Source organism: Luteibacter sp. NPDC104163 (assembly GCF_055584245.1).
Genome location: NZ_JBVJMK010000017.1, coordinates 96,759 through 103,446, shown reverse-complemented (window position 1 = coordinate 103,446; position 6,688 = coordinate 96,759). Strand labels below are relative to the sequence as shown.

The 6,688-nt window shown below is 67.2% G+C and carries 7 protein-coding genes; 6 read left to right on the top strand and 1 reads right to left on the bottom strand.

The features are described from left to right. Positions 1 to 274: 274 nt before the first annotated feature. From aroQ to accC, 3 genes are read left to right on the top strand one after another with little or no spacing between them, the layout of a single operon-like run. Positions 275 to 724: a type II 3-dehydroquinate dehydratase gene (gene aroQ, locus ACZ6YI_RS17745; protein ID WP_440327808.1), complete on the top strand. Its 450-nt coding sequence runs from the start codon at positions 275 to 277 to the stop codon at positions 722 to 724. Between the two features lie 53 nt (positions 725 to 777). Beyond that, entirely contained in the window at positions 778 to 1,245 is a 468-nt protein-coding gene (accB, locus tag ACZ6YI_RS17740) for an acetyl-CoA carboxylase biotin carboxyl carrier protein (protein WP_440327809.1), read from the top strand. Positions 1,246 to 1,255: 10 nt separating this feature from the next. Further along, positions 1,256 to 2,626: an acetyl-CoA carboxylase biotin carboxylase subunit gene (gene accC / locus ACZ6YI_RS17735; RefSeq protein WP_465779818.1), complete on the top strand. Its 1,371-nt coding sequence runs from the start codon at positions 1,256 to 1,258 to the stop codon at positions 2,624 to 2,626. Positions 2,627 to 2,661: 35 nt separating this feature from the next. Here the strand turns inward: accC and prmA are convergent, their stop codons facing one another. Then, positions 2,662 to 3,564 carry a 50S ribosomal protein L11 methyltransferase gene (gene prmA / locus ACZ6YI_RS17730; RefSeq protein ID WP_465779817.1) on the bottom strand — a complete coding sequence of 301 codons (903 nt, stop codon included), beginning with the start codon at positions 3,562 to 3,564 and terminating at the stop codon, positions 2,662 to 2,664. Positions 3,565 to 3,628: 64 nt separating this feature from the next. On the opposite strand from prmA, the gene ACZ6YI_RS17725 reads away from it, so the two are divergent. The 3 genes from ACZ6YI_RS17725 (at position 3,629) to purH (ending at position 6,576) form a co-directional block, all read left to right on the top strand. Further along, the gene (locus ACZ6YI_RS17725; RefSeq protein ID WP_465779816.1) at positions 3,629 to 4,471 is read left to right on the top strand and encodes a zinc-ribbon and DUF3426 domain-containing protein; all 843 of its coding nucleotides are present in this window, start codon (positions 3,629 to 3,631) and stop codon (positions 4,469 to 4,471) included. Positions 4,472 to 4,640: 169 nt separating this feature from the next. After that, positions 4,641 to 4,922, top strand: a complete 282-nt coding sequence (locus tag ACZ6YI_RS17720; RefSeq protein ID WP_465779815.1) for a helix-turn-helix domain-containing protein — start codon at positions 4,641 to 4,643, stop codon at positions 4,920 to 4,922. 64 nt (positions 4,923 to 4,986) lie between these two features. After that, a complete protein-coding gene (purH, locus tag ACZ6YI_RS17715) occupies positions 4,987 to 6,576 on the top strand; it encodes a bifunctional phosphoribosylaminoimidazolecarboxamide formyltransferase/IMP cyclohydrolase (protein WP_465779814.1) in 1,590 nt (529 codons plus the stop codon). The last annotated feature ends 112 nt before the right edge of the window (positions 6,577 to 6,688 follow it).

Here is a 6,688-nt window from a genome sequence, read left to right as displayed (position 1 = left end):
TTTTTCCTCGCCGCCCCCGCCTCCCGGGCGTGTGTCGCCGGGGGGGTGGCGGGGCTGCCCTGGGTTGGGGGGGCGGGGGGTGGGGGGGGTGGGGTGGCCCCAAACCCCCCCCCCCCCCCACCCCCCGCTCCCACGGGCGCATCGACCATACGGCCGCGTGTGGAATGTCGCGATCTACCGCGAACTGCGGCGAACTCCACCGAACTGGACAACGTCCACGGACAGGCGCACACTTCGCGGCGTTCCGGCATTCCGGACCTCAGCAAGGTGAATAGTGGCCAGGATCCTCGTCCTGCACGGACCCAACCTCAATCTGCTCGGCGTGCGCGAGCCGTCGGTCTACGGCCGCGAGACGCTCAACGACATCAACGTGTCGCTGCAATCGCGAGCCCAGGCGGCAGGGCATGAGCTGAACTACTACCAGTCCAACGCCGAGGCGCAGCTGATCGACCGGATCCAGCAGGCGCGCGACGAGGGCACGGCCTGGATCCTGTTCAACCCGGCGGCGTACACGCATACCTCGGTGGCCCTGCGCGATGCGCTGGCAGCCGTGGCGATCCCGTTCATCGAGATCCATCTTTCCAACCCGCATGCCCGCGAGCCGTTCCGGCACCACTCGTATATGTCCGACCTGGCCAGCGGCGTGATCTGCGGCTTCGGCGGCGACAGCTACCGGCTGGCCCTGGAAGCCGCCCTGCTGCGCCTGGCCGTGCCGGCCGCCTGATAACCCTTTCGTGGCGCCCATGGCGCCCGTCCCACCACCAGAAGGTTTGTCCCATGGACCTGCGCAAGATCAAGAAGCTTATCGACCTGCTCGAGGAATCGAACCTCGCCGAGCTGGAAATCAAGGAAGGCGAAGAAGTGGTTCGCCTGTCGCGCGTGCCGAAGGGTGGCGTCGCCGTCGCCGCCCCGCAGGTCTACGCCGCGCCGGTCGCCGCCGCCCCGGTGGCCGCTGCCGCCCCGGCCGCCGCACCCGCCGCTGCGCCCGCCGCCGATGCCGGGCTCCCGGCCGGCCACGTCGTGAAGGCCCCGATGGTCGGCACGTTCTACGCCGCCTCCACCCCGGGCGCCCCGGCGTTCGCCACGGTGGGCCAGCAGGTCAAGGCCGGCGAGACCATCGGCATCATTGAAGCGATGAAGATGTTCAACCAGATCGAGGCCGACGTGGCCGGTACCGTCGTCGCCGTGCTGGTCGAGAACGGCCAGCCGGTCGAATTCGACGAACCGATGTTCGTCATCGCCTGAGGCCAGACCCATGCTCGAGAAGGTCGTCATCGCCAACCGCGGCGAAATCGCGCTGCGGGTGCTGCGCGCGTGCCACGCGCTCGGCATCAAGACGGTCGCGGTGCACTCCACCGTGGACCGCAACCTGAAGCACGTCGGCCTGGCCGACGAATCGGTATGCATCGGCCCGGGTCCCTCGACCGATAGCTACCTCAACATCCCGCGCATCATCGCCGCCGCCGAGATCACCGACGCCGGCGCGATCCACCCGGGGTACGGCTTCCTCTCGGAGAACGCCAACTTCGCCGAGCAGGTCGAACAGTCCGGCTTCATCTTCATCGGGCCGACCGCCGACGTGATCCGCCTGATGGGCGACAAGGTCGAAGCGATCCGCGCCATGAAGGCCGCCGGCGTGCCATGCGTGCCCGGCTCGGGCGGCCCGCTCGGTGACGATGTGGAAGAGAACATCCGCATCGCGCGCGAGATCGGCTACCCGGTCATCATCAAGGCCGCCGGTGGCGGCGGTGGTCGCGGCATGCGTGTCGTGCGCACCGAGGCCCACCTCGCCAACTCCATCGTCATGACCAAGCAGGAAGCGAAGGCCGCTTTCAGCAACGATCAGGTCTACATGGAGAAGTTCCTGGAGAATCCGCGCCATGTGGAAATCCAGGTGCTCGCCGATGGCCAGGGCAACGCGATCCACCTGGGTGAACGCGACTGCTCCATGCAGCGCCGCCACCAGAAGGTCGTCGAGGAAGCGCCCGCTCCCGGCATCACGCCGGAAATGCGCGCCGAGATCGGCAAGGTCTGCGTCGACGCCTGCCTGCGCATCGGCTACCGCGGCGCCGGCACGTTCGAGTTCCTGTTCGAGAACGGCCGCTTCTACTTCATCGAGATGAACACCCGTATCCAGGTGGAACACCCGGTGACGGAGCTGGTGACCGGCATCGATCTCGTCCGCGAGCAGCTGCTGATCGCCGGCGGCGAGAAGCTCTCGATCCGCCAGGAAGACATCGTTCTCACCGGCCACGCGATCGAGTGCCGCGTGAATGCGGAAGATCCGGATACCTTCATGCCGAGCCCCGGCACGGTGAAGCGTTTCGAAGCGCCGGGTGGCCCGGGCGTGCGCGTGGATACCCACCTGTACGACGGCTACCGCATCCCGCCGAACTACGATTCGATGATCGGCAAGATCATCGTCCACGGCCCGGACCGCGCCACCGCCATCGCACGCATGCGCATGGCGCTGAACGAGACGGTGATCGAAGGCGTGAAGTGCAACATCCCGCTACAGCAGCGGATCATGGCCGATGTCGGCTTCCAGCAGGGTGGGCAGAACATCCACTACCTGGAAAAGCGCATGGCGGAGCAGAAAGAAAAAGAAGCCCCGCACGCTGAGTAAAAAAAATCCCGCCGAAAGGCGGGATTTTTTTTGACTTATGCGCGCTTGCGGTTACCGCTGATCCGCACCCAGTCTTCCAGCTGGCGCACTTCCAGGTTCTCGAACCACTCGGCGTAACGCACCAGCAGTTCCTCATGCTGGCCGAACAGGATGCCGGAGAGCGCGAACGGTGCACCGGGCTTCACCGCCGCCGCGAAGGTCGGCGCGAGTTCGCCCAGCGGCCCCGCCAGGATGTTCGCCACCAGCACATCGGCGAGTTCGGCCGGCGCCTCGCCGGGCAGGTACACCTCGAGTGCCGCATCCACGCCGTTGCGCTCGGCGTTATCGCGCGAAGCCACCAGGGCCTGGGGATCGTTGTCGATGCCCACCGCGCGCGCCGCGCCACACTTCAGCGCGGCGATGGCCAGGATGCCCGAACCGCAGCCGTAATCGAGGATGAGCTGCCCGGCCATCTGCTGGCCATCCAGCCACTCCAGGCACATGGCCGTCGTCGGATGCGTGCCGGTACCGAAAGCCAGGCCGGGATCGAGGCGCACGACGACGATGCCACCGTCTTCCGGCGGCTCGATGTTCCACGGGTACACCCACAGGCGCCGCCCGAACGGCATCGGCTTGAACTGGTCCATCCACGCACGCTCCCAGTCCTGGTCCTCGACCTCGCGCCAGCTGATGTGCGCCGGCTCGATGAAGGGCAGGTCATCGGCGATCGCTGCAGTCAGGCCGCGACGGTCCGCGTCGATATCGAACAGCGCGTTCAGCACGATCTGGTTCCACAGGGGGATCTCGCCCACGCCAGGTTCAAAGATCGCCTCTTCATCCGGCGTCTCCGCATCGGCATCCTGCAGGGTGATCGAGAGGGCACCAAGATCCTCAAGCGCCGTTTCCACGCGCGGCTGCTCGGCGGCGCGGATCGTCAGGGAAAGTTCGAGCCAGGGCATCGTCGGGCCAACAGGACAGGGTAGGACCGACGATTCTACCCGGCGCGCACGCTATGATCGAACGATGTACACCCAGTGCCCCGAGTGCCTCACCGTCTATAAAGTGGAAGCGGAATCGCTGGTACCCGCCTGCGGGTGCCTTCGCTGCGGCCATTGCGGCAGCATTTTCAACGCCCTGGGCACCCTGGCCGCACAGCTGCCGCCCGAGCCATTCACCCGCCTTGTCGAGCATGCGCTGGACCAGGATCCTCCGCTCGCGGAGGTCGCGGTGTTCCGCCCGCGCGTGGCCGAACCGGTTCCCGAGCCGGCCTATGCGCCGATCACCGTACCGGTTGAAGGCGCTGCGGAGATCCATGCCGGCGAGGGCGTGCAGGAAGGCGAGGACTTCACCCAGCTCACCTTTACGCCGCGCTTCGCGCGCGAGACGAAGCGGCGCTCGTGGCGCACCGCGGCGTGGGTCAGCGTCTGCCTGCTGCTTGTGCTGGGCCTCGGTGCGCAGCTCGCCTGGGCAAAGCGCGACTCGCTGGTCGCCGACCCCACGTTCGGCCCCGCCCTACAGACGGCCTGCACGGTGCTCGGTTGCGAGCTGCCCCTCGTGGCGGCGCCGGGTGAGCTGAGGCTGCTGGCGCGTGATGTCGAGCAACACCCGTCCGTGCCGGATGGCCTGCTCATCACGGCCAGCGTGCACAACGACGCGCGGTTTGCGCAGCCCTATCCCGTCGTCACCATCGTGCTGTCCGACGCCAACGGCCAGCGCCTGGCCATGCGCCGCTTCCAGCCGGAGGACTACGTGGGTGACGCGGCGATCCGTACCCGGGGCCTCGCCGGAGGCGCCACGACCGCCATGGTCTTCGAGGTGCAAGACCCAGGCCAGCACGCGGTCGCCTTCGCATTCAGCTTCGAGTGACCATTCGAAAAAATTTCTTTTTGCAAGCCTGCACTTCGGCCCGGCAGGCGAGTACACTCAATCCCCTTCGCGACTTTCGGCCAGCCTTGCGCGGCGCCCACGTCGCATTCGCGATCATGAGAACAAGAACCGCCCGGGGCCCTGGTTCCGGACGCAAGAGGGACACGCCTTGAACGCTGTGAGACTTACTGCCGCCGAGGCCGCCAACGAAACCTCCATGCAGAGTGCTCTCAGCGAATGCGTCAGCCGTACCGTGCGCCGTTACCTGGCGGACATCGGCGATACCGAAGGCGGTGAAGGCCTCCACGCGCTGGTCATCCGCGAGGTCGAGGGCCCGCTCCTGCGCGAAGTCCTGGCGTTCCATGATGGCAACCAGAGCCGCGCCGCCGCCGCGCTTGGCATCAACCGTGCCACCCTGCGCAAGAAGCTCGCCGCCCACGGCATTTCCTGAGCAACCCGGCCAGCCGCCGTTTGGGCGGCTATAATGGTGCGCTTTCCCCTCCCGGAAAGTGCCCATGCCCTCCCCCGATCTCGTACCCGTCCGCCGCGCGCTCATCAGCGTCTCCGATAAGAGCGGCCTGACCGAGCTCGCCCGCCGCCTCGTCGCGGCGAACGTCGAAATCCTCTCCACGGGCGGCTCCGCGAAGGCATTGCGTGACGCCGGCATCGCCGTGCGCGACGTCGGCGACCTCACCGGCTTCCCGGAAATCATGGACGGCCGCGTGAAGACGCTGCACCCGAAAGTGCATGGTGGCCTGCTGGGCCGCCGTGGCACGGACGACGCGGTGATGGCCGAGCACGGCATCGTGCCGATCGACCTGCTGGTGCTGAACCTGTATCCGTTCGAGCGCACCGTCGCCAACCCTGAATGCACGCTGGAGGACGCGATCGAAAACATCGATATCGGCGGTCCGGCCATGTTGCGTGCCGCGGCGAAGAACTGGAACGACGTGGGCGTGCTGACCGACCCGGCGCAGTACGATACGGCGCTCGCCGAGATCGAAAGCCACGGCGGCCTCTCGCGCGCATCGCGCTTCGCCTTCTCCGTCGCCGCGTTCAACCGCGTTTCGAATTACGACGCCGCGATCAGCGACTACCTGTCCGGCATCAGCCTCGACGAGACGCACACCGCCGTCTCAGGCCGCGCCGAGTTCCCCGCGCAGTCGAACGGCCGCTTCGTGAAGGTCATGGACCTGCGTTACGGTGAAAATCCGCACCAGGCCGGTGCGTTCTACCGCGACCTTTACCCAGCCGCAGGCACCCTCGCCACGTTCCGCCAGCTGCAGGGCAAGGAACTCTCGTTCAACAACATCGCCGATGCCGATGCGGCGTGGGAATGCGTGCGCCAGTTCGATGCGCCGGCCTGCGTCATCGTGAAGCACTCGAATCCCTGCGGCGTCGCCGTGGCTGCCGATCCGCTCGCCGCGTATGAGCTGGCCTACGCCACTGATCCGACCTCCGCGTTCGGCGGCATCATCGCGTTCAACCGCCCGCTCGATGCCGAAACGGCGAAGGTGATCCTGAAGCGCCAGTTCGTCGAAGTGCTGATCGCCCCCGTGGTCGAGGCCGGCGCCGTCGACGAAGCCGCGAAGAAGGCGAACGTGCGCGTGCTCGAGATCCCGAACGGCGATGGCCGCAACACGCACGATGTGAAGCGCGTGGGCTCGGGCCTGTTGGTGCAGACCGCCGACCACCGCCAGGTGACGCGCGATGAACTGAAGGTGGTCAGCAAGCGCCAGCCGACCCCGACCGAACTGGACGACCTGCTGTTCGCGTGGCGCGTCGCGAAGATGGTGAAATCCAATGCCATCGTCTACGCGAAGGACCAGCGCACGATCGGCGTGGGTGCCGGCCAGATGAGCCGCGTGGTCAGCGCGAAGATCGCGGGCCTCAAGGCCGAGGAAGCCGGCCTCGTGGTCCCGGGCAGCGTCATGGCCTCGGATGCCTTCTTCCCGTTCCGCGACGGCATCGACGCCGCCGCGGCGGCAGGCATCGTCGCGGTCATCCAGCCGGGCGGCTCAATGCGCGATAACGAGGTCATCGCAGCGGCCGACGAGCACGGCATGTCGATGGTCTTCACCGGCATCCGCCACTTCCGTCACTGACCTGATTGCGGCGGCCTATGGCCGCTGCACTGTGGGAGCGCGCTTGCGCGCGATGGGGTTTGGGGTAACGCACAGATGGGCCCAGGGGGGGGCCAGGCGGGGGGCTGTATGG

What these genes read in the sequence shown, in the direction of transcription:
- accC (WP_465779818.1), top strand. Translation starts at nt 1,256, where the DNA reads ATGCTCGAGAAGGTCGTCATCGCCAACCGCGGCGAAATCGCGCTGCGG.
- prmA (WP_465779817.1), bottom strand. Translation starts at nt 3,564, where the DNA reads ATGCCCTGGCTCGAACTTTCCCTGACGATCCGCGCCGCCGAGCAGCCG.
- ACZ6YI_RS17725 (WP_465779816.1), top strand. Translation starts at nt 3,629, where the DNA reads ATGTACACCCAGTGCCCCGAGTGCCTCACCGTCTATAAAGTGGAAGCG.
- accB (WP_440327809.1), top strand. Translation starts at nt 778, where the DNA reads ATGGACCTGCGCAAGATCAAGAAGCTTATCGACCTGCTCGAGGAATCG.
- purH (WP_465779814.1), top strand. Translation starts at nt 4,987, where the DNA reads ATGCCCTCCCCCGATCTCGTACCCGTCCGCCGCGCGCTCATCAGCGTC.